General features: G+C 44.2%; 19 protein-coding genes and 1 pseudogene. 6 read left to right on the top strand and 14 right to left on the bottom strand.

Annotated features, from left to right (window positions below; all coding sequences use genetic code 11):
* Positions 1-19 precede the first annotated feature (19 nt).
* Positions 20-322, bottom strand: a complete 303-nt coding sequence (locus NYE22_RS01385) for a hypothetical protein (RefSeq protein WP_003222155.1) — start codon at positions 320-322, stop codon at positions 20-22.
* Positions 323-851: 529 nt separating this feature from the next.
* Here NYE22_RS01385 and vpr point away from each other — a divergent pair.
* Positions 852-3,272: a serine protease Vpr gene (gene vpr / locus NYE22_RS01380; protein ID WP_342412244.1), complete on the top strand. Its 2,421-nt coding sequence runs from the start codon at positions 852-854 to the stop codon at positions 3,270-3,272.
* Between the two features lie 37 nt (positions 3,273-3,309).
* Here the strand turns inward: vpr and NYE22_RS01375 are convergent, their stop codons facing one another.
* From NYE22_RS01375 to rodA, 3 genes are all read right to left on the bottom strand, one after another.
* Entirely contained in the window at positions 3,310-4,311 is a 1,002-nt protein-coding gene (locus tag NYE22_RS01375) for an LLM class flavin-dependent oxidoreductase (RefSeq protein WP_003244349.1), read from the bottom strand.
* Between the two features lie 173 nt (positions 4,312-4,484).
* Positions 4,485-5,234 carry an oxygen-insensitive NADPH nitroreductase gene (gene nfsA, locus NYE22_RS01370; protein WP_014478349.1) on the bottom strand — a complete coding sequence of 250 codons (750 nt, stop codon included), beginning with the start codon at positions 5,232-5,234 and terminating at the stop codon, positions 4,485-4,487.
* A gap of 105 nt (positions 5,235-5,339) precedes the next feature.
* Positions 5,340-6,521, bottom strand: coding sequence for a cell shape-determining peptidoglycan glycosyltransferase RodA (rodA, locus tag NYE22_RS01365; protein WP_003227413.1), 1,182 nt, complete (start codon positions 6,519-6,521; stop codon positions 5,340-5,342).
* Between the two features lie 494 nt (positions 6,522-7,015).
* On the opposite strand from rodA, the gene ywcE reads away from it, so the two are divergent.
* On the top strand, positions 7,016-7,279 hold the full coding sequence (gene ywcE, locus NYE22_RS01360) for a spore morphogenesis/germination protein YwcE (protein ID WP_003227411.1): 264 nt from the start codon (positions 7,016-7,018) through the stop codon (positions 7,277-7,279).
* 41 nt (positions 7,280-7,320) lie between these two features.
* Here the strand turns inward: ywcE and qoxD are convergent, their stop codons facing one another.
* From qoxD to qoxA, 4 genes are read right to left on the bottom strand one after another with little or no spacing between them, the layout of a single operon-like run.
* Positions 7,321-7,695, bottom strand: a complete 375-nt coding sequence (qoxD, locus tag NYE22_RS01355; RefSeq protein ID WP_003227410.1) for a cytochrome aa3 quinol oxidase subunit IV — start codon at positions 7,693-7,695, stop codon at positions 7,321-7,323.
* 1 nt (position 7,696) lies between these two features.
* Complete coding sequence (gene qoxC, locus NYE22_RS01350) at positions 7,697-8,311, bottom strand: cytochrome aa3 quinol oxidase subunit III (RefSeq protein WP_003227409.1); 615 nt, start codon at positions 8,309-8,311, stop codon at positions 7,697-7,699.
* A 13-nt stretch (positions 8,312-8,324) separates the two neighbouring features.
* The gene (gene qoxB / locus NYE22_RS01345) at positions 8,325-10,274 is read right to left on the bottom strand and encodes a cytochrome aa3 quinol oxidase subunit I (protein WP_003227407.1); all 1,950 of its coding nucleotides are present in this window, start codon (positions 10,272-10,274) and stop codon (positions 8,325-8,327) included.
* A 27-nt stretch (positions 10,275-10,301) separates the two neighbouring features.
* Complete coding sequence (gene qoxA / locus NYE22_RS01340) at positions 10,302-11,267, bottom strand: cytochrome aa3 quinol oxidase subunit II (RefSeq protein WP_010886637.1); 966 nt, start codon at positions 11,265-11,267, stop codon at positions 10,302-10,304.
* Between the two features lie 515 nt (positions 11,268-11,782).
* Here qoxA and NYE22_RS01335 point away from each other — a divergent pair.
* On the top strand, positions 11,783-12,028 hold the full coding sequence (locus NYE22_RS01335) for a GlsB/YeaQ/YmgE family stress response membrane protein (RefSeq protein WP_009968363.1): 246 nt from the start codon (positions 11,783-11,785) through the stop codon (positions 12,026-12,028).
* A 70-nt stretch (positions 12,029-12,098) separates the two neighbouring features.
* Here NYE22_RS01335 and galT read toward each other — a convergent pair whose 3' ends face one another.
* From galT to slrC, 4 genes and pseudogenes are all read right to left on the bottom strand, one after another.
* Entirely contained in the window at positions 12,099-13,646 is a 1,548-nt protein-coding gene (gene galT, locus NYE22_RS01330) for a UDP-glucose--hexose-1-phosphate uridylyltransferase (protein ID WP_161621136.1), read from the bottom strand.
* Positions 13,647-13,649: 3 nt separating this feature from the next.
* On the bottom strand, positions 13,650-14,822 hold the full coding sequence (locus NYE22_RS01325) for a galactokinase (protein WP_046160978.1): 1,173 nt from the start codon (positions 14,820-14,822) through the stop codon (positions 13,650-13,652).
* Between the two features lie 82 nt (positions 14,823-14,904).
* Entirely contained in the window at positions 14,905-15,288 is a 384-nt protein-coding gene (locus NYE22_RS01320) for a GtrA family protein (RefSeq protein ID WP_032725134.1), read from the bottom strand.
* 17 nt (positions 15,289-15,305) lie between these two features.
* Positions 15,306-15,976: pseudogene (slrC, locus tag NYE22_RS01315) on the bottom strand (transcriptional regulator SlrC).
* Positions 15,977-16,329: 353 nt separating this feature from the next.
* Between slrC and slrA the strand changes: the two are divergent.
* The 3 genes from slrA to NYE22_RS01300 all read left to right on the top strand — a co-directional run bounded on the left by slrA (position 16,330) and on the right by NYE22_RS01300 (position 18,777).
* A complete protein-coding gene (slrA, locus tag NYE22_RS01310; protein WP_014478351.1) occupies positions 16,330-16,488 on the top strand; it encodes a transcriptional regulator SlrA in 159 nt (52 codons plus the stop codon).
* Between the two features lie 442 nt (positions 16,489-16,930).
* Entirely contained in the window at positions 16,931-17,239 is a 309-nt protein-coding gene (locus NYE22_RS01305; RefSeq protein ID WP_003222190.1) for a DUF485 domain-containing protein, read from the top strand.
* A complete protein-coding gene (locus tag NYE22_RS01300) occupies positions 17,236-18,777 on the top strand; it encodes a cation acetate symporter (RefSeq protein ID WP_064671801.1) in 1,542 nt (513 codons plus the stop codon). The genes NYE22_RS01305 and NYE22_RS01300 overlap by 4 nt, the downstream gene beginning before the upstream one ends.
* Before the next feature lie 12 nt (positions 18,778-18,789).
* On the opposite strand, the gene NYE22_RS01295 is transcribed toward NYE22_RS01300, so the two are convergent.
* Both NYE22_RS01295 and efeB read right to left on the bottom strand, forming a co-directional pair.
* Positions 18,790-19,410, bottom strand: a complete 621-nt coding sequence (locus NYE22_RS01295; RefSeq protein ID WP_021480940.1) for a DsbA family protein — start codon at positions 19,408-19,410, stop codon at positions 18,790-18,792.
* A gap of 283 nt (positions 19,411-19,693) precedes the next feature.
* A complete protein-coding gene (gene efeB, locus NYE22_RS01290) occupies positions 19,694-20,944 on the bottom strand; it encodes an iron uptake transporter deferrochelatase/peroxidase subunit (protein ID WP_041850379.1) in 1,251 nt (416 codons plus the stop codon).
* Positions 20,945-20,956: the final 12 nt, after the last annotated feature.

Raw genomic sequence — 20,956 nt, 5'->3', positions numbered from 1 at the left:
TTTGCTTTTGACTGGGATTTTACCTCCTTTTGACCGCCATGTAAAGATGCGGGCCCGCTCTCTCCTGCTTTGGCGATTCCTTGAAGGCTTGCAAACATCTTCTTTTATAAAGCGCGGCGGCTTTCGCTTTCTGCTTTTCTTCCTCATTCACAGCCATCCGCCATTCATAAAACGAAACGAGTCCTGCGGCCTGCACAGCCGCCTTTCTTTGGTATGTACGCTGAGCCGAATAGACCGCGGCAGCCGCAGTTTTTCTGTCCGGCGTCACCCAGTTCATCAAAAAGACCATCCACACCCGTAAAGATACAAGCAAACGTTTCATAGAAAAACATCCCTCCGCTTCTTTTTGGCAGGCAGCCTTTTTAGCAGCCCGTTTTCTCAGCCGCAGCCCGCAAGAAAAGACGGCCGATTTCTTTTCTCGCAAACTAGCGGCTCTAGCAAAACTCATGACTCTATGATAGACCGTGGAAAGAGAATTCTTTGTCACAATATGAGTGAAAAAACCAACTAGTTTTTAGAAGTTTTGTTGAAAGCTGAAAGAATTGAAATGAAAATTGGAGAACCGCTTTGAAAACTTTATACACAAGTTATCCCAAAGATAAGAACAACTTAATCACAAGAGATATCCACATGTCCACAAACTCTATCTATATTTTGTATACGAACGTATATTCCTAACTATATATATACACAGGTTTATTCACTTATACACAGGGTTCTGTGTATAACTCCTTCGTTATACACAAACAAAATCCAATAAATGGTCCAAATGACACAAGGATTTTTTTGAATTTTCAAGAAATATATACTAGATCTTTCACATTTTTTCTAAATACAAAGGGGGAAACACATTGAAAAAGGGGATCATTCGCTTTCTGCTTGTAAGTTTCGTCTTATTTTTTGCGTTATCCACAGGCATTACGGGCGTTCAGGCAGCTCCGGCTTCTTCAAAAACGTCGGCTGATCTGGAAAAAGCCGAGGTATTCGGTGATATCGATATGACGACAAGCAAAAAAACAACCGTTATAGTGGAATTAAAAGAAAAATCCTTGGCAGAAGCGAAGGAAGCGGGAGAAAGCCAATCGAAAAGCAAGCTGAAAACCGCTCGCACCAAAGCAAAAAACAAAGCAATCAAAGCAGTGAAAAACGGAAAAGTAAACCGGGAATATGAGCAGGTATTCTCAGGCTTCTCTATGAAGCTTCCAGCTAATGAGATTCCAAAACTTCTAGCGGTAAAAGACGTTAAGGCAGTGTACCCGAACGTCACATATAAAACAGACAATATGAAGGATAAAGACGTCACAATCTCCGAAGACGCCGTATCTCCGCAAATGGATGACAGTGCGCCTTATATCGGAGCAAACCATGCATGGGATTTAGGCTACACAGGAAAAGGCATCAAGGTGGCGATTATTGACACTGGGGTTGAATACAATCACCCAGATCTGAAGAAAAACTTTGGACAATATAAAGGATACGATTTTGTGGACAATGATTACGATCCAAAAGAAACACCAACCGGCGATCCGAGGGGCGAGGCAACTGACCATGGCACACACGTAGCCGGAACTGTGGCTGCAAACGGAACGATTAAAGGCGTAGCGCCTGATGCCACACTTCTTGCTTATCGTGTGTTAGGGCCTGGCGGAAGCGGCACAACGGAAAACGTCATCGCGGGCGTGGAACGTGCAGTGCAGGACGGGGCAGATGTGATGAACCTGTCTCTCGGAAACTCTTTAAACAACCCGGACTGGGCGACAAGCACAGCGCTTGACTGGGCCATGTCAGAAGGCGTTGTCGCTGTTACCTCAAACGGCAACAGCGGACCGAACGGCTGGACAGTCGGATCGCCGGGCACATCAAGAGAAGCGATTTCTGTCGGTGCGACTCAGCTGCCGCTCAATGAATACGCCGTCACTTTCGGCTCCTACTCTTCAGCAAAAGTGATGGGCTACAACAAAGAGGACGACGTCAAAGCGCTCAATAACAAAGAAGTTGAGCTTGTCGAAGCGGGAATCGGCGAAGCAAAGGATTTTGAAGGGAAAGACCTGACAGGCAAAGTCGCCGTTGTCAAACGAGGCAGCATTGCATTTGTGGATAAAGCGGATAACGCTAAAAAAGCCGGTGCAATCGGCATGGTTGTGTATAACAACCTCTCTGGAGAAATTGAAGCCAATGTGCCAGGCATGTCTGTCCCAACGATTAAGCTTTCATTAGAAGACGGCGAAAAACTCGTCAGCGCCCTGAAAGCTGGTGAGACAAAAACAACATTCAAGTTGACGGTCTCAAAAGCGCTCGGTGAACAAGTCGCTGATTTCTCATCACGCGGCCCTGTTATGGATACGTGGATGATTAAGCCTGATATTTCCGCGCCAGGGGTCAATATCGTGAGCACGATCCCAACACACGATCCTGACCATCCATACGGCTACGGATCAAAACAAGGAACAAGCATGGCATCGCCTCATATTGCCGGAGCGGTTGCCGTTATTAAACAAGCCAAACCAAAGTGGAGCGTTGAACAGATTAAAGCCGCCATCATGAATACCGCTGTCACTTTAAAGGATAGCGATGGGGAAGTATATCCGCATAACGCTCAAGGCGCAGGCAGCGCAAGAATCATGAACGCAATCAAAGCCGATTCGCTCGTCTCACCTGGAAGCTATTCATACGGCACGTTCTTGAAGGAAAACGGAAACGAAACAAAAAATGAAACGTTTACGATTGAAAATCAATCTTCCATTAGAAAGTCATACACACTTGAATACTCATTTAATGGCAGCGGCATTTCCACATCCGGCACAAGCCGTGTTGTGATTCCGGCACATCAAACCGGGAAAGCCACTGCAAAAGTAAAGGTCAATACGAAGAAAACAAAAGCTGGCACCTATGAAGGAACGGTTATCGTCAGAGAAGGCGGAAAAACGGTCGCTAAGGTACCTACATTGCTGATTGTGAAAGAGCCCGATTATCCGAGAGTCACATCTGTCTCTGTCAGCGAAGGGTCTGTACAAGGTACCTATCAAATTGAAACCTACCTTCCTGCGGGAGCGGAAGAGCTGGCGTTCCTCGTCTATGACAGCAACCTTGATTTCGCAGGCCAAGCCGGCATTTATAAAAACCAAGATAAAGGTTACCAGTACTTTGACTGGGACGGCACGATTAATGGCGGAACCAAACTTCCGGCCGGAGAGTATTACTTGCTCGCATATGCCGCGAACAAAGGCAAGTCAAGCCAGGTTTTGACCGAAGAACCTTTCACTGTTGAATAAGAAAAAGCCCTGCCGATTCGGCAGGGCTTTTTAAAGATCAGTCAGCAAACGCCTCCTGCAATAAGCGATACGATCGGAGCTTATCTTCAAAATGATGCGTGATGGTCACCACCATGATTTCCTCTGTTTCATACGCGTTACTCAAAGCTAACAGCCGCTCCTTAACCTGTTCTTTCGTACCAACAATCATTCGATTTCGATTATCAGCAATTCGTCTCTGTTCATAAGGAGAATACGTATTTTTCCGAACAGCTTCATACGAAGGAACTCCCTCTAAAGGAATACCCTGCTCTCCCGCCAAAAGTGTAAAATCAAGCACAGCCCCAAGCTCCTCTGCCTTCTCCTCCGTGTCAGCACAAAGAACAAAAACAGCAACTGCCGCTCGAGGCGTATCTCCTAACACAGACGGTTTGAATCGCCTCTTATACTGTCTGACAGTACCCTCTCCGCCCTCTCCATTGATAAAATGGGCAAACATATAGCCAGCGCCAGATTCAGCTGCGAGCAGCGCGCTTTCTCCAGATGAGCCGAGCAGCCACACATCCGGAGCCGTTGAAATATGCGGCGCAGCGGTCAAATTCGGAAAACGGTGTTTGTCATCCGCCAAATCATGCAAATACATGGTCAGCTCCTTAATTTGCTGCGGATACTGATCAGCATTGCGCTTACCACCGTCATTCAGCGCCCATGATGCAATCGGCATTCCCCCCGGTGCTCTGCCAAGCCCCAGGTCAATTCTTCCTGGTGTCAGCCCCTCCAGAACACGAAAGTTTTCAGCTACTTTATAAGCACTGTAATGCGGCAGCATGACTCCTCCTGATCCAACACGAATTCGCTTTGTTTTCGCTGCTATATGACTGATTAGCACCTCAGGACTGGACCCTGCCAGCCGTTTTGAAAAGTGATGCTCAGAAACCCAAAATCTCTTATATCCAAGGTCCTCAGCAGCTTGGGCAAGCGCAACGGTTTGCTGTAAGGCCGTTTCTGCATTGCTGCCCTCTGATACTGGAGATTGATCTAATATACTTAATGAAACCATCCCTACCACCTCATCCTCATCGTATCACTGATCCCCTATTTTTTCTCCAAAGCCGCTCACACTGCTTATCAGTGTCCCCTATCATTCGCCATTTATTTGTGAAAGCATGTCCCTATTTGTCGGAATATGTTACACGTGAAACATAAAAACCCCTCCAGACGGAGAGGTTTGCTTTAGTTTTTATTAAAGCCCTTTTCTTTCACGTAGTCATTTAAATACGTACGCGGCTTTTGCTTCATAAAGTTCAGTATTTGATCGGACCACGTTTCTTCCCGCTGCCCGTTTGTTCTTTCTCTATAGTAATCAGAAATGGTTTTGTCATACGTATTCATAGTATGACGGAAATCGTCTGTGTTCACATTATACGTATTTTCATGATAAACGGCCTGCTTTGGCAATCTCGGTTTTTTGCCGGAAAGGTTCGCAGGATGGCCTACTGCCAGTCCGAAAAGCGGGAGCACATGGTCAGGCGTTTGCAGCACCTCTGTCACCTTGTCCAATTCATTCCGAATGCCGCCGATATAGCAAATGCCAAGCCCCATGGATTCAGCGGCAATGCTCATATTTTGCGCAGCCAGCGCCGCATCAATCAAGCTAACCATAAACATTTCTGTATTCTCGAGCAGCTCAGAAATATGTTCACCTTTTTCCTCAGCCAGTTGTTGATGGCGGTACAAATCCGCACAAAATACAAAAAAGTGTCCGTTCTTCTCAACGTAAGGCTGATTCCCAGCAAGCACGGACAGCTCACGTTTTTTCTCAGGATCAGAAACCCCGATAATCGAATATGCCTGCACATAGCTGGATGTAGACGCAGCCTGCGCACTTTTCACTAATGTATCAATTTCTTCAGCTGTCAAAAGCTGATCAGTAAAAGACCGGATTGACCGATGATTCAAAATGGTTTCGATTGTGTTATTCATCACAAAAACCTCCTTATCACTTTTTATCATATCCGAAAAAAAGTGATCTCAAAAGTGAAATGCTCTGCACAAAAAAAGACAGCCTCTGTAAAGGCTGTCTGCATATCAAGAATTAAAAAGATAACTTCTGTATTTCGTCAGCTGCACACTTGCATTATATACAATCCCAAATCCGATTAACGTGGAAAGTGTCGAGCTTCCCCCATAGCTGACAAACAGCAGCGGAATCCCGGTAACAGGCATAATGCCAATGTTCATTCCGATATTCTGGAATGTGTGGATCACAATTAACGCCGTATAGCCAACGCAAAAGAAAGAAGCGAAACGGTTAAACGGATGTATTTTGTCTATCAGAACAACAAGCCTGTAGATTAAAAAGAAGAACATGATGACAACAATTGCACAGCCTATAAAGCCAAATGACTCACCTATTATAGAAAAGATAAAGTCAGTCGTACTCTCTGGAACATAAACCTTCAAATTAGAAATACCATTACCTAAAATACCACCAGATCCTATTGCCATGATGGCCTGGTCAACTTGCCAGCTGTCATTTGAATCTTCCTGTGTCTCATTTGAAGCAGACACCCAAGAAGTGACCCGCTTAATTTGATAATCCTGTATTCCAACTGATTTAGCAACGTCAGGAAAGTTTATCATTACTAATAAAATTAATGAAATGAGTAAGATACCTGAACCAGCTATGATCGCAATCAATTTCCAATTTATCCCTGACATAAAAACCATTACAAGAACGATAAACATACATATTCCCGCAGTCCCAGCATCCTGCATCAGGATAAGACCTACAGGAATAACTGCGACACCCGCAATCTTTAATAACAAGTGGATATCATCCCTAAGCGTCCGAACTCCTTTAGGATTTGCTTTTCCAATAACTGAAGCAAGCATCATAATCAAACCAACCTTCATAAACTCTGACGGCTGTATTGTTATTCTACCGATCCTAAACCAACTTTTTGCCCCTTTAATAACAGGTGCAATAGACTCGGGACTGATTTTAAGAATAATCAAAGATAAAATACCAATGATAAAAATATATAAACTTAACTTTTCAAGCTGTTCTAAATCAAAGTACAAAAGAACTGTAATGGCAACAGCCCCCAAAAGATAAAACACAATTTGCTGAATCCAATCCGTGTTCCCATACTGCCCAAACTGACCGGCAGCATAAATTGATACTACGCTTATAATAAAAAACACACCAAATATAAAAATCAAATCCCCCTGGTAAAAGGGGCTTTGCTGTTTCTTATATCGACTCATTCTATCCCGCCTTACATTTTCATCGGAAAATCACTAATGTTTATTATACATGAACCACGTTCAAGATGACACGTGAAGCTCGCTTCCTTTTATGTTTTTTCAGCATTTGCGGCGCTTTTTCAGCTACACGAAATATGACGTATCATAAACCGAAATGTTTCGATTGACACAAAACTTTTCAAATGAAAAAAACGCCATACCAATAGAATTTGTTAAAAAACGAATGCGATAATGTGTTATGTTCCCAAATAATGTATACCTCATAAGAAACAGCTAAAAATTCAGAGCCCCATGCCCATACATTCTCCTAGCACATTAAACAAAAAAAATAAGACGATAGATCCAGTCCATTTCTGCAAAAACACGTATCAATTTCTGGAAAACATGGTATAATAATTGTAACAGAATGTTCAAAAAACAATCACAAAACAGACACAACTCAGTTCCTCTATTTCATTTTTGTAAACGTTATCACAAAATGAAAGGAGACGGGTATGATGGACATGTTTTTTGCTTACTTATTGGTTGCCAGCGCAACGCCTCTCTTTATTTGGCTTGATAACAAAAAAGTCGCACTCTCAGCTATTCCGCCAATCATTTTAATGTGGGTATTCTTCTTCTTTTACGCAACAGAAAGCCTTTCTCCACTTGGACACACTCTCATGATTATCTTGTTTGCCGTTAACGTCATTGTCGCTCATATCGCCGCATTTATCATTTACGGCCTTCCGTATCTTCGCAGAAAGCGAAGCAGCTGAAGACAGCAAAAAACCCTCTTCCAATGAAGAGGGTTTTTGTATTATTCGTTATGGCCTGAATGCTCTGAGTGTTCAGCGCCTCCAGGAGGATTTCCGTCCATATGGTCACCATGGTGATAGTGAGCCGCGAAAATCCAGATGGATCCAAGTACGATAACGATCGCGCCAAAGAATCCGAACAGCGTGTTTCCGACTTGGATCGTGCCGTTTTCGCTCTCTGTCATATGCATGAACATGAGAAGCTGCAGCGCCGCCTGAATGAAGGCGAAGCCGAAGATAATCCAAAGTTTTGCTGATGAGCTCAGGTCAGTATACACTGCAACCCATAGAGCCAGCAGGGTCAAAACGATAGACAGGATAAAACCTACAATGTGTTTCCATGGAAAGTGACTGTGTTCAGCAGATTTGTTTGCCATTTTACAGACCCCCCAATCCCATGAGATAGACACCTGTAAAGATGAAAATCCATACAACATCTAAGAAGTGCCAGTACAAGCTTGAGATAAAGATTTTAGATGAAGTTTGCGGAGTTAAGCCGCGTTTCTTCAACTGAATCAGAATTCCTGTGATCCAAAAAATCCCGATTGTTACGTGAGTTCCGTGAGTTCCAAGTAAAACAAAGAATCCAGACCAGAACGCACTTGTACTGAGAGCCGCTCCTTCATGTACATAGTGAACAAACTCGTTGATCTCGCATCCGACGAAGCCGGCACCGAGAAGAAGAGTGATAATTGTCCAAATGACTACGCCTTTTAAACTTCCGCGGCGCATTTCATGAACAGCGATCCCGCAGGTAAAGCTGCTGATCAGCAGCAAGAACGTCATAATCATTACCAGATTGACTTCAAATAGTTCGTCTGGCAAGACACCTCCAGCTGTTCTGTTTTTAAGAACGAAGAAGGTTGCAAATAGTGTTGAGAACAACACAATTTCTGCCCCTAAAAAGATCCAAAACCCGAGAATATTAAGTCTGCCGGTTTCAGATTGATATTCCATAGGCGCGTTAGAATTGCCGTGTTCTGCATGTTCCATAACTCACGCCTCCTTATTCGGAAATCTTTCTTTCCGTCTCTTTTATTTCATCAACACTAATGTAGTAGCCGTTGTCGTATTCGAATGAACGCAGAACCATGCAGAGCAGGACTCCGATCAATCCGACTACGCCCATCCAGTACCATTCAAAGACAAGTCCAAAGCCTGCAAGACCGAAGGCAACAGACATAAAGAACGGTCTGCCTGAGTTGCTTGGCATATGGATTTTCTTGAATTTGCTTTCAGGGTATAATTCAGTTTTTTCTTCTTTCATATGCAGGAATGCATCTTGAGATTTGACTTCAGGAAGCACCGCAAAGTTGTAATGCGGCGGAATCGCAGAAGAAGTCGCCCAATCAAGCGTACGTCCCACACCCCATGAATCTCCGCTGATTTCACGAGTAGAGTAACGGAAGCTGTAGTAGATGTTATAGCAAAGGATTAAGAATCCTACACCCATCATGAAAGCTCCGACTGTTGAGATAAAGTTCAATGTTGTCCAGCCGTCATTCGGTCCGTATGTGTAAATACGGCGAGGCATGCCTTGAAGCCCCAAGAAATATTGCGGGAAGAAACAAATATTGAACCCGATCATAAAGATCCAGAAGAACCATTTTCCAATTCTTTCGTTCAGCTTGTGGCCGAACATTTTTGGATACCAGAAAATAAATCCGGCGAAACAAGCAAATACAGTACCCGCAATCAGCACATAGTGGAAGTGAGATACAAGGAAGTACGTATTATGGTATTGATAATCCGCTGCTGCCATCGCAAGCATAACCCCTGTAACCCCGCCGATAACGAAGTTAGGAATGAACGCAAGCGCCCACAGCATAGGTGTTGTAAAGCTGATTCGGCCTTTATACATTGTAAAGAGCCAGTTAAAGATTTTAACCCCGGTTGGGATTGAGATTGCCATTGTCGTAATTGAGAAGAATGAGTTAACGGACGCACTGTTCCCCATTGTGAAGAAGTGGTGAGTCCAAACTAAGAAACTCAATACAGAGATGGCGATAATAGAACCAACCATCGCTTTGTAACCAAACAATTGTTTTCTTGCAAAGCTTGAGATGATTTCTGAGAAAATACCAAACGCCGGAAGAATAACGATATATACTTCAGGATGTCCCCAAATCCAGAACAAGTTAGCCCAAAGCATCGGCATACCGCCTGCTTCCAATGTGAAAAAGTGAGCGCCGAACAAACGATCAAATGATAAAAGTGCTAATGCTACTGTAAGTACAGGGAACGCAAACACGATAATAACCATTGTGATCAGTGTTGTCCATGTGAACATCGGCATACGCATTAATGTCATGCCTTTTGTTCTCATTTTTAAGATTGTTACCATAAAGTTGATCCCTGTCATCAGGGTACCGATACCGGCAATCTGAAGTCCGAGGAGGTAGTAGTTCTCACCCGGCCCAGGGCTCATGTCGTTACTTGCAAGCGGCATATAACTCGTCCAGCCTGCGTTCGGAGAACCTCCGATAACGAAAGAAATATTGAAAAGCATCGCCCCTACAAAGAACGTCCAGAAGCTCAGGTTGTTCAAGTAAGGGAACGCAACGTCGCGGGCACCGATTTGAAGAGGCACAACAACGTTGATAAGACCGATTAAGAACGGCATCGCCATGAAGATGATCATGATTGTACCGTGAGTTGTAAAAATTTCATTATAGTGGTTTGAGTCTAAAAAACTGTTATTCGGAAGCGCTAGCTGGGCACGCATCATCAGACCGTCGACACCGCCGCGGAATAACATAATTACAGCAGATATAATATACATGATTCCGAGTTTTTTATGGTCAACAGTAGTTATCCATTCAGACCACAGCCATTTCCACTTTTTAAAGTAAGTCAGTACAAAAATAATGGCAATGGTTGAAAGTGCAATGGAAACTTGTGCGCCCAGAATTAATGGGTCACCAGTTACGAAAAATTCGTCCCATTTGAATTTCATGCAGGCTTCCTCCTTTCCTGATCAATATCATTCTTCTGTATCATCAGACTTCTTAAATTCGTTTTTCTTTACGTTTTCAAACGGATCTGTTTTAGAGTGCGGTGAAACGGCTTGATAGCCAAGGCGTTTGCGCGCCTCCATCGCGTACTCAGCGTCTTGTCCGTGATCAACGTATTTCAAGTGAGTAGAAGAGAACGTTAATTCGTCCACATTTTCAGGAAGCATCAATTCATCATACTTCTCTTTTGTCAGCTTAGGAGCCTCGTTCTGAGTCTTTTTCACCCAGCTGTTAAAGTCTTTTTCTGTGACTGCATTCACATCAAACTCTTGGTCTGCAAAATGTTCACCTGTGAAGTTCGCGTTGCGGCCTTCGTAAGTACCCACTTTGTCAGCCTGTAAGTATTGATCCATCAGCATTCCTGCCATCGCATATTTTTGCCCTCCAAGCTGAGGAATCCATAGCGAAGCCATTGAATCTGCAGATGAGATTTTGAACAAGATCGGGCGGTCGACAGGAATGTTTAAGTAGTTGACCGTTTCAATATCCTGTTCAGGGTAGCTAAATACCCATTTCCAGTCTACCGAAGTAGCATAAACAACAAGAGGCTCTTTGTCTTTTGTTGCTTCAGGAGCTTTTTCTAACGAATATATCGTCTGTACTGTTGGCACAGAAAGTGCAATGACGATTAAAATTGGGATCACTGTCCAGACTACTTCTAAAAACGTGTTACCGTGAATTTCTGGGTTATAAGATCCATTATCTTTGCCTTTACGGTCGCGGTATTTTACTAAAATAATGGTAAATAGAACAAAGACGACCCCGACGATAAACAGCATAAATCCGATAGATAACAGGATTAAATCACTTTGCTGTTCAGCTACAGGTCCTTTCGGATCTAGTACTGAAGCATTGCTGCATCCCCCAAGGACGAAAACCACAGTTAACAGCGCTAATACAAGCAACGGTTTTAATGCTCTGAACAAGAAGATCACCATCCTTCCTATTGATGTAATAAATCTGAAGTGCATACTTCCTCAAAATCTTTTCTCTACTTTGTTATGCTATCAAAAACTTCACTTATTAGCTTTATTTTTTTATAAACTTCATCCCATTTTCGCTTAAATGTCATAAAATCGACAAAAATTGCTCCAACTTTATTCACATCTATCGCTTAAGATGAAAAGTTTCTAGTTATTTCCGCATATAAAGTAAAGAAAGATGATGAAGAACTAATTCTGACAAATTAAGGTTTACCACAATAAAAAACTTAGGTCAATCAAAAATTTCATTTTGTTAAACTTTCTAGATAGGAATTATTTTTTCCTCGTCTAGCATCTTTTCACACGGTTACCATTTTAACGCATCAAATATTGAAAGAAAAGGCGCAATGAAGAGCCAATATGCTCTGAATTGTCCGTATTTTTTTATGAGAGCATCCAGTTGTTTATCTTATACAAAAAAGAGGAATGATATAAGCAAATAAATAAAAAATAGGATGTGTTGCATGATGAGTTTTCTTATTTCACTTATCGTCGCTATTATTATCGGATGGCTTGGAAGCCTGTTTGTAAAAGGAGATATGCCCGGAGGAATTATCGGGTCTATGATCGCAGGTCTTATAGGCGCCTGGATTGGACACGGGCTGCTTGGAACATGGGGGCCGCACCTAGCCGGATTTGCCATTATTCCAGCGGTAATCGGCGCAGCCATTGTTGTCTTTCTAGTAAGCCTGTTAACCAGAAAAAGAGGATAAAAGCAGCAGCACCCGAAGCGTCAGCGCTTTGGGTGTTTGTTTTGCGATAAAAATCGAAAAAGCCTCAACCCTAGCGGTTGAGGCTTTTGACTGGTTTGGCGCCCAACTGATCGATGAACCTTCTGAAGGCCTGTTTTCCCACTGCTGTCTGCTTAAATACACCGGCGTGTTCAAGAATGCGAGCGAATACATGTCCCAGCTCTTCTTTTATGACTAGATCTGCATTCTCTTTTGTTATGGTTCTTTTTTCCATCATCCGAAGAGCCCATTCACTATGCTTTGCCGTGAGCGGATTTTGTTCTAAGGCTGTTTTTGGATCAGCAGAGCATAGCGCCGCTGCCGTTTCTTTCATTTCCTCCTGTAAGCGGCCAGGCAATATCGCCAATCCCATGACCTCAATCAGGCCGATATTTTCTTTTTTAATATGGTGGACTTCTTGATGAGGATGAAATATTCCTAATGGATGCTCCTCATCCGTCCGGTTGTTCCTCAGTACGATATCGAGTTCGTACAAGTCTCCCCTGCGCCGCGCAATCGGTGTGACCGTATTATGGGGCGTATCGCCTGTATAGGCGGCAATGCCGGCTTTTTCATCGGAATACGTCTGCCACGTGCGGAAGATATGGTCAGCAGCTTCGGCGACATGACCCGGTTCGTCTCCTTGGAGCCTGAGCACAGACATCGGCCACTTCACTAAGCCCAGCGACACGCCGGGATAATCATTTAATTCATAAACGTCTTCCGCTTCTGCACGTGCCATTGGAAAATCATGCGCGCCGCCTTGGAAATGATCATGGCTTAGGATGCTGCCGCCGACAATCGGCAGATCCGCGTTTGAACCGATAAAATAATGCGGATATTGGCCAAGAAATGACAGCAGCCTTTCAAATGTTTTTTTGCTGATCTCCATCGGTTCATGTTCACCTTTTAAGACAATGCAGTGCTCCGGATAATAGACATATGGCGAGAATTGCAGGAACCATTGTTCGTCCTCAAGAATGACCGGAATGATTCTGTGATTTTGCCGGGCTGGATGATTCACGCTTCCCTCGAAGCCGACATTTTCTTTACACAGCAAACACATCGGATAATTTGTCTGTTCCTGCTCTTTTGCAGCCGCAATCGCTTTCGGGTCCTTTTCAGGCTTTGATAGGTTAATGGTCATTTCCAGCTCGCCATATTCGGTCGGCACCGTCCAATGAACATTTTTGGCGATTCTGTCAGTCCGTATATAATAGACATCCTCTGAATATTGATAGAATTCCTTTGTCGCCTGTTTTGGGCCGTATAATGCTTTTGTCTCTTCAAATTTGCGAATGACCTCGGACGGGGCAGGCACAAAACAGCCCATCAGCTTTGCGCTGAGCAGGTCACGGTACGTATCTGTATCCGCTTCCATTCGGCCGGTTTCGGCAGCCCATTTATAGATGGGAGCTAGCAAGTCCGGCAGGCTTTGTGACTGCTTGATGCTGGTGCTGGTGCTGGAGATCGGCTCGGGATGTGTGATGCCCAGCGCTTCATAAAGACGGTTTCTCGTATATTCCCGATCCCAGATCGAAATCAATTTTCGTTCCAGGCCATACTCAAGCAGCTGTTCCAGATGTTCAATAATACTCATATGTCACTCCCCCTTTAGTTCTCTCGCTCCCTCTCCGATATCCGCGACATAAAAGTCCGCTCGGAGCCCTGTTTTTTCTTGATATCTGTCTCCAACCTTCTGAATAAAATCATCAACGAACTCATCTTTTACAATGCTGATGGTGCAGCCGCCAAAGCCTGCTCCCGTCATTCTTGATCCAATTACACCTTCGTGATCCCATGCCGCAAACACAAGCTCATCAAGTTCAGGGCATGTTACTTCATAGTCATCCTTCAATGAAAGGTGGGATTCCTTCATTAACTGCCCGATTTCATCTATATTGTTCTCTTTGAACATATGGGCCGTCTTAATAGCACGATGATTTTCGTATACAGCGTGCTTTGCCCGGCGTCTGTTCGTTTCATTTTGGATCAGGCTGGAATGCGCATCGAAATCAGAAGGCTTGATGTCGCCCAGTGCTGTAATATCGAGGCCTTTTTTCAGATCAAGCAATGCATCATTGCATTCTTGGCGTCTCGTATTATAGCTTGAGTCAGCCAATGTTCTTTTTTTGTTCGTGTTCGCGATGACCAGCGCGAGGCCTGAGACATTGAGTTTGCTATATTCATAGTCAAGCGTGTCACAGTTCAGCAGCATCGCATGATGTTTTTTCCCCATTCCAATTGCAAATTGGTCCATAATTCCGCAATTGACGCCGATAAAATGGTTTTCCGCATGCTGCGCCATTTTCACAAGCTCTAGCGCATCTACTTCAGGATGAAAATAGCTTTGGAGCACGACCCCCATCAGCAGTTCAATAGAAGCGGAAGACGACAGCCCCGCCCCGTTTGGAATATTCCCTGAAAATACAATGTCAAAGCCATGGGGAACTGCATATCCCCTCTGTTGAAATTCATAAATAACGCCTTTTGGGTAGTTCGCCCAGTCGTCTTCTTTTTGATAGCGAATGTCGTCAAGGCTGCATTCCTTGATCCCCGCGTCTTTAAAGTTGTCTGAATACATCCGGACAACCCCGTCTTTTCTTTCTGCAACAGCAGCATATGTACCCATTGTCAGCGCGCACGGAAAGACATGCCCGCCGTTATAGTCTGTATGTTCTCCAATCAGATTCACTCTTCCAGGTGCGAAAAAAAACCGTAACCCCTCTTTTTCTCCGAATACACTTGCAAATATCCCCTTTAGCTCTTCCCGCATGTGCAATCACCTTTCTGGTTTTTATTTTTTATTCCCCTTATTTCTCCATAGAAAACGGCAGATCATATGCTGCTGTCCTCTGTCATACCCCTTCTTCTTTTGTTTTTTTAAAGACGAGCCATTTGCTCGCAACATAGTTGACGACAACAATGACCGCGTTGTCGAGTATTTTGGCCAAGGTTTCATTTGTATTGAACTGGCCGACAAGAATGATCATCATGCCTAAATCTATGCCGAGAGACAGGACCCGAACGCTGAAAAAAGCAGTGAGCTCTTTCAGCAGGCTCTGCAGATCATGTGTTTTTTGCTGAAACACATATAATTTATTTGTTATGTAAGCAAACAGCACGGACAAAATCCAAGCGGCGACAGTGGCTGCTTTGTAATCCACATTCATGATCTCTACCAATATATAAAAGCTGGCGATATTCACAATGGTTGTGAAAGCCCCCATAATGATATACATAATTATTTCTCTATACTTCACTGATGTTCCTCGCTTTCTGAAAAACTTTTCAAAATTCTTGGCGTCTCGTGCTCTCTGTCTAAAGTGAAAAATACCGAGAGTGCGTCTAAAAAGCTGCGGAAGGTGGCTGGCTGGCCCAATACATATGATTGTTTGATGATTCCGTCGAGGACTGCACATATTATTTTAGCCGTATATTCAGGATCAATACAGGCGTCAATCAGCTTTCTCTCCTTCAGCCACTTAATATATAACACATTTTCTTCCACCCACAATTCGTACAGCCGGACATAGGCCTTGCATTTCTTTAAGACTTTATACGTCGGCATGTTCATGGCAAACGAGGTGATGTCCCACGACGGCTTATTTATGTAATAGGAATAAAGCAGTTCTGCAGCGTGTTTTGCAGCCTCGTCCAATGTCAGCGATTTCACTGACTCCCGCTCCATTTGATCAAGATACCCTATAATGATCTTTTTTTCATCTGACGTTTTTCGAGAAGATACAGCAGAAAATCGTCCTTGCTGACAAAATGAACATAAAATGCTCCTTTGCTGTACCCGGCGGCTCTGCTGATATCTTCTACAGAAACCGGATCATACGCTCGGTCAATCAACAAATTCACGCCAGCGTCTATAAAACTTTCAAATGTTGCTTCTCTTTTAATTTGAAATTTGTTTTTTTTCATATTTTTCTCCTGGCGGTAATGATTACCCTTATCTTACACCGGATCAATCTTTAGCGGTATTTATTTCTTTGAACGGTTATGCTATTCGGTTTCCCAGGGGTCATTTTTAATAGGCTAAATGATTTATTTTCATTTACATACTATCCAGTCAGTATTTAATTGTTTATTATTATAAATAAGGTCCATTGGTTATATTAGTCATTTTTTTAGGGAATAGGTAGGTGGTTTTTCCTTCAGTTTGTGAACACCGAGCAACTATGTGTGAAATTTGTTGTACTCGCCTCATCATCGCGCTGGCTTGTCTTTTATTGCCCGCATGTTGCAGGAAAACATTTATACAATTGGAGGTTACTATGAAAACTCATGTTAAAAAAGATTTGGACAAAGATTGGCATATGTTAATTCAAGAAGCTAGATCCATTGGATTAGGCATTCATGATGTGAGGCAGTTTTTAGAATCTGAGACAGCATCGAGAAAGAAAAACCACAAAAAAACCGTCCGGCAAGACTAGTCCGAACAGGCGGATCTATTTACCTCTGGCTTTTCTATCACCTGATCTGAGTTTTCACCATATCCTCTATTCAAAAGCAAATCGCTGCGCTGAGCTTGAGGACAAACGGTGTGTCAGCTAACTACGACAGACAGCCGGTGATGCGATCACCTCTTGGCACATGCATTGTCATAAAGAGGTGATGCGAACATGATAACCGTGCTCTGGTAAACAGCAGCTTTGCTGAGAACAAGCTGCATTCGGTGAGGTTTTGAAAGCAAACTCGTTTATACACGGCCGAGCTTGAAAACCTTCGCCTGTCTTTAGACCACTGTGTTCACCTCTTCACGACCTCCTTCTTTTTTCATCCTCCAGATATTGTTCAACGCATAAATCGGACTTTCAGTACATACCTATTGGTGTACCTTTTTGCTTACGTTTAGCGAACAAAAGGAGGAAAGCCATGTACAAAGCTGATTATAAACAGATTGCTGCAACGCCGTCTTTTCAAGCTTTTTTAAAGCAGAAACGCGCTTTTATTGTTCCTTCTGCGATTTTCTTTTTTGTCTTTTATTTTTCACTCCCTGTTTTGACATCTTATTTCACCTTTTTGAATGCACCGGCCATTGGAGCTGTTTCATGGGCTTGGCTGTTCGCCATCGCCCAATTCGCTATGACCTGGATACTGAGTACTGTGTATTCCCGGAGAGCCGCTCATTTCGATCGGTATGTAAGCGCTTTAAAAGAGGATCTGAAGGGTGAACAGACATGAATATGACTGCTTTTTTATTGTTTTTGGCGATTGTTGGCCTGACGCTTATTATCACGTATTTTGCCGCGAAGCGGACGAAAACGACGAGTGAGTTTTATACGGCGGGCGGCGGGCTCACCGGCGTTCAGAATGGACTGGCAATTGCCGGTGACTACATGTCTGCCGCCTCGTTTCTCGGGATTGCCGGAATGATTGCGTTATATGGATTTGATGGCTTCTTTTACAGCATCGGTTTTCTGGTGGCTTATCTCGTTGTCTTGTACATCGTGGCGGAGCCGCTTCGGAATCTTGGAAAGTACACGATGGCAGACATGATTGCCGCTCGCTTTAAAGAAAAGAAAATCCGCGGTGTCGCGGCTCTCAATACCATTGCCATCTCTACTTTTTATATGATCGCTCAGCTCGTGGGGGCGGGAGCGCTGATCAAACTGCTTCTAGGGCTGGATTATACCGCGGCTGTCCTCATCGTCGGAGTGCTGATGACCATTTATGTCGTGTTTGGCGGCATGATCGCGACAAGCTGGGTTCAAATTATTAAAGCCGTTTTGCTGATGGCCGGTACACTCGTGATTTCGATTATCGTGTTTTCGAAATTCGGCTTTAGCCTTAATACCATGTTTGAACAGATGAAAACGGCTACTCCGCTTGGCGCTGATTTTTTGAATCCCGGAAATAAATACAAGGTGCCGCTTGAGACCTTGTCGTTAAACTTGGCACTCGTGCTGGGAACCGCCGGGCTTCCGCATATATTGATCCGGTTTTATACCGTTAAGGATGCCAAGACGGCCCGTACATCCGTTGTGTCAGCGACATGGATTATCGGTGTGTTTTACATTATGACGGTGTTTCTCGGCTTTGGTGCCGCGGCATTTGTCGGTTTTGACGCGATTACAGGGGCTGATCAAGCGGGAAATATGGCGGCTCCGCTTTTAGCAAAAGCGCTCGGAGGAGACTTTCTGTTCGCGTTTGTATCAGCCATCGCCTTTGCCACCATTTTGGCTGTCGTGACAGGGTTGGTGCTGTCTGCCGCCTCAGCATTTGCCCATGATATTTACAGCCAGATCATCAGAAAGGGAGAAGCAACTGAAAAAGAACAAATGAAAGCGGCCAGATGGGCTTCTGTCGCCGTGTCAGTACTCTCGATTCTCCTTGCGATTTTTGCACAATCCTTAAATGTGGCGTTCCTTGTTGCACTCGCGTTTGCAGTAGCCGCCAGCGCAAACCTTCCGCTGATTGTGTTTACAGTCTTCTGGAAACGATTCAATGCCTCAGGCGCTTTATGGGGCAGCCTGACAGGCCTGATCAGCGCGCTTGTGCTGGTATCGATGAGCCCTAGTGTGTGGGACCCGGCCGGAGGTGCTATTTTTACCGGTGATCCGCTCATTCCGCTGTCTAATCCAGGAATTATTTCCATCCCGCTCGGCTTTCTCGGCGCGTGGCTCGGAACGGTGTTGTCGTCTGATAAAACAATTGATGAAGATACGTTTGCAGAAATACAGGTGAAGGCGCATACTGGCGTCCATATGGAACAGGAATAAAAAAAGCTCTCTTTATAGAGAGCTTTTTCCTTGTCTTTTCTTCTGTTCTTCAGAAATCGCTTTTTCAAATACATCCTTGCCGGCAGCACCTGGAATTACAGTGTCGCCAATAATAAAGGTTGGAACGGCTGTGATGTCAGCCTCTTCATAGGCGTGCTTCAAGGCTTGGCGCTGCACGTCCTGATATGTTCTTGTTTCCAGTGCTGATTTGAATGATGCACCGTCTAATCCCACTTCCTCGGCGAGCTTCGTCAAGATGTCAATATCGCCAATATTTTGGCCCTCCTGGAAAAACGCCTGAAAGACACGGGTGTTGTATTCATGTCCTTTATTGTATTCCTTCGCAAAATGGAAGCCTTCAAACGCGAGGTCTGTATACGGATGAGGCGAGACGTTTGGAAAATTGATCTCGACTCCTAATTTCTCCGCCATTGGCTGAATTGATGTCTGCCACATGTACTGTTTGGAAGGATCATTGACCGGATCAAGCTGAGGAGATGGACTTGGGCGCAGTTCAAACGGCATCCACTCGACTTCAACATCCTTTCCTTTTATCGCTTCTTCAAAAGCGGCTTTTCCAACAAAACAAAATGGACAGACGTAATCTGAATAAACTTTAATGTGTACTGTCATGATAATCTCCTTTCATACTAAATTGATTTTAAACTGTAACAATTAAAGTTACAACTGTTTTTTAAATAAAGAAGCCGATTTAGGCTTCTTTCAGATTGATGACAAAATCCTAAAAAGTTTTAGGATTTTGTCATCCTTTCAGCGTGATTGAAAACCCTTGAAGTCTAGGAAAGCCGAGCATTGGAGCGGAGCGAATGCTCTAATTCGTGAGCACCAACGCACAGGCTTGACAACGAATGCGAGGGTTTGTCGACACGCTGAAAGAAGCCTGTAAAGGCTTCTTTTATGATTCCAGCAAACGCTGGGCAATATATTCTCCTTTTTTGCAGCCGCCTGGGCATGCGTATAAAGCAGAACCGATTGTTTGTGTATATTCGTTTAACGCATCCTTTGCTGAAAGAGCCTTCAGCATCGGGATAAACTGATTGTCGGGATTTTTTTGAAAACTGATAAACAGGAGACCTGCATCCATATAGCCGGTTTTCGGATCAAGTCCCTCTGTGTAAGAGAAAGCTCTTCGCAAAATTTGTTTTCCCGTAGATTTCGCTAGACTGACGTGTGAATTAGACGGAATTTGATTCAGCTTCACGGGATCTGTTTCCTTTTTCTGCCCAAAAGGCGCCCCTGAGCTTTTTCTGCGGCCGAAGGTATCCTCTTGGTCCTTGAGGGAAGAGCGGTCCCATATCTCAAGGAACATTTTAATTTTCCGGAAAGCCATATAGGTGCCGCCCGTCATCCAGTGAGGCTCACCGGACTGAACCCACACGATCGAGTTCATCAAGCTGTCATCCTCCGTGCTCTGGTTGCCTGTTCCATCTTTGAACCCGAAGAGGTTGCGCGGTGTTTCACCATTTTTTCCTCCGCTTAAAAAGCCTTTGTTAACAAAGCGGACCTCACAAGTGCCGACCGCTTGATTTAGCAGGTTACGCAGCGCGTGAAACGCCACTTGCTCATCGTCTGCACATACTTGAATGCAGATGTCCCCGCCTCCCTGCTTTTCATCCAGGTTGTCATTGGGCATCGCTGGAAGAGCGGCTAGGTGCTTCGGTTTTTTGCTTTTCAGTCCGAAGCGGTCCTTTCCGTCTTTTTCAAAAAAGCCAGGCCCGAATCCGAATGTGACCGTTAAGTTAGAAGGGGATAAATCAGCAGACTCACCTGTATCCTGCGGCGGCAGATACTGATTTCTCTGCTCAGCTGACATTTTCTTGCCAGACGTCAGCATCTGTGTGAGACTTGTCCAGTTTCTAAATAACGTAATGATGTCGCTTTTCTCTTTTGCTGTTACATCCAATGCAGCAAAATAGACATACGTCTGATGGGCAGTTGTGATTCCGGCCTGATGTTTTCCGTAAAACGGAACAATCTGCTCCTCCTCTTTTTCATCCTTTTTCGATGGCTTAGCCGCAGTCTGAACAAGCGGAGCGAGACCACCGAGACCGCTGGCACCGATCGCAACGGCTGCCCCCGCCATTGCTCCCCATTTTAAAATGTCCCGTCTGTGAATTTGTTCTGGCTTTTTTTGTTCATCGCTCATGATGTTACAAAA

Source organism: Bacillus sp. FSL K6-1560 (assembly GCF_038592935.1).
Classification (GTDB): Bacteria; Bacillota; Bacilli; order Bacillales; family Bacillaceae; genus Bacillus; species Bacillus subtilis.
This window is presented reverse-complemented; position numbering and strand designations above follow the sequence as displayed.